The organism is Pseudomonas sp. Pse1, assembly GCF_024519635.1.
GTDB lineage: Bacteria > Pseudomonadota > Gammaproteobacteria > Pseudomonadales > Pseudomonadaceae > Aquipseudomonas.
Window position 1 is genome coordinate 1 of sequence record NZ_JALJRO010000074.1, and the last position, 577, is coordinate 577.

The 577-nt window shown below is 60.5% G+C and carries 1 protein-coding gene; it reads left to right on the top strand.

All coding sequences use genetic code 11. The annotated features are described in order from the left end of the window. The coding region (locus NR126_RS28430; protein ID WP_256832488.1) for a DUF4123 domain-containing protein at positions 1-577 on the top strand (577 nt) is incomplete at both ends.

A 577-nucleotide genomic window follows, 5' to 3' on the forward strand; every position in this document is an offset into this window, starting at 1 on the left:
ACCTGGAGTCGTCCTGTGCCGATGCGTCCATCACTTACCTTGACGTGATTATCGATCAGGCGGGCAGCCCCCGCCCGCTGCTGCCAAGTGTGCTTAGCGTCGAACCGGCATTGCCCTGGCGCTCGTTGTTCAGCGGCTTACCTGAGGAGGGCGCCGAGGACTTGGCACCGTTGCTGGTTCGCGTCGATCTGGAACAACCGATGCAGCGGCTGTGGTTTGACGGCCTGGTGCAAACGCTGAAATGCCAATCGCAACTGCTGGTGCTGGCCTCGTTATGGCCGTTCGAGGCGCTGGCCGACCACCTGGGTCGCTGTATTGAAGCGCGCAATGGCGGGTGTTTGGGTTTGCTGCGTTATTACGACCCACGGTTGTTCCCCTTGCTGTTCAGTCATGTGCTTGAACCCGAGCAGCAGCGGGACTTTCTCTGTCCAGCGGTGTTCTGGAGCTGGTTGGACCGCGATGGCTTGCCGGGGCGTTTGGTGGGTGCTGCGGATTCGCCGCCAGATCCTGAAGACTTCTCTCATATCGAATTGAGCGATAGCCAGCTGGAAACGCTGGGCTGTGCCAGCGATGCGAC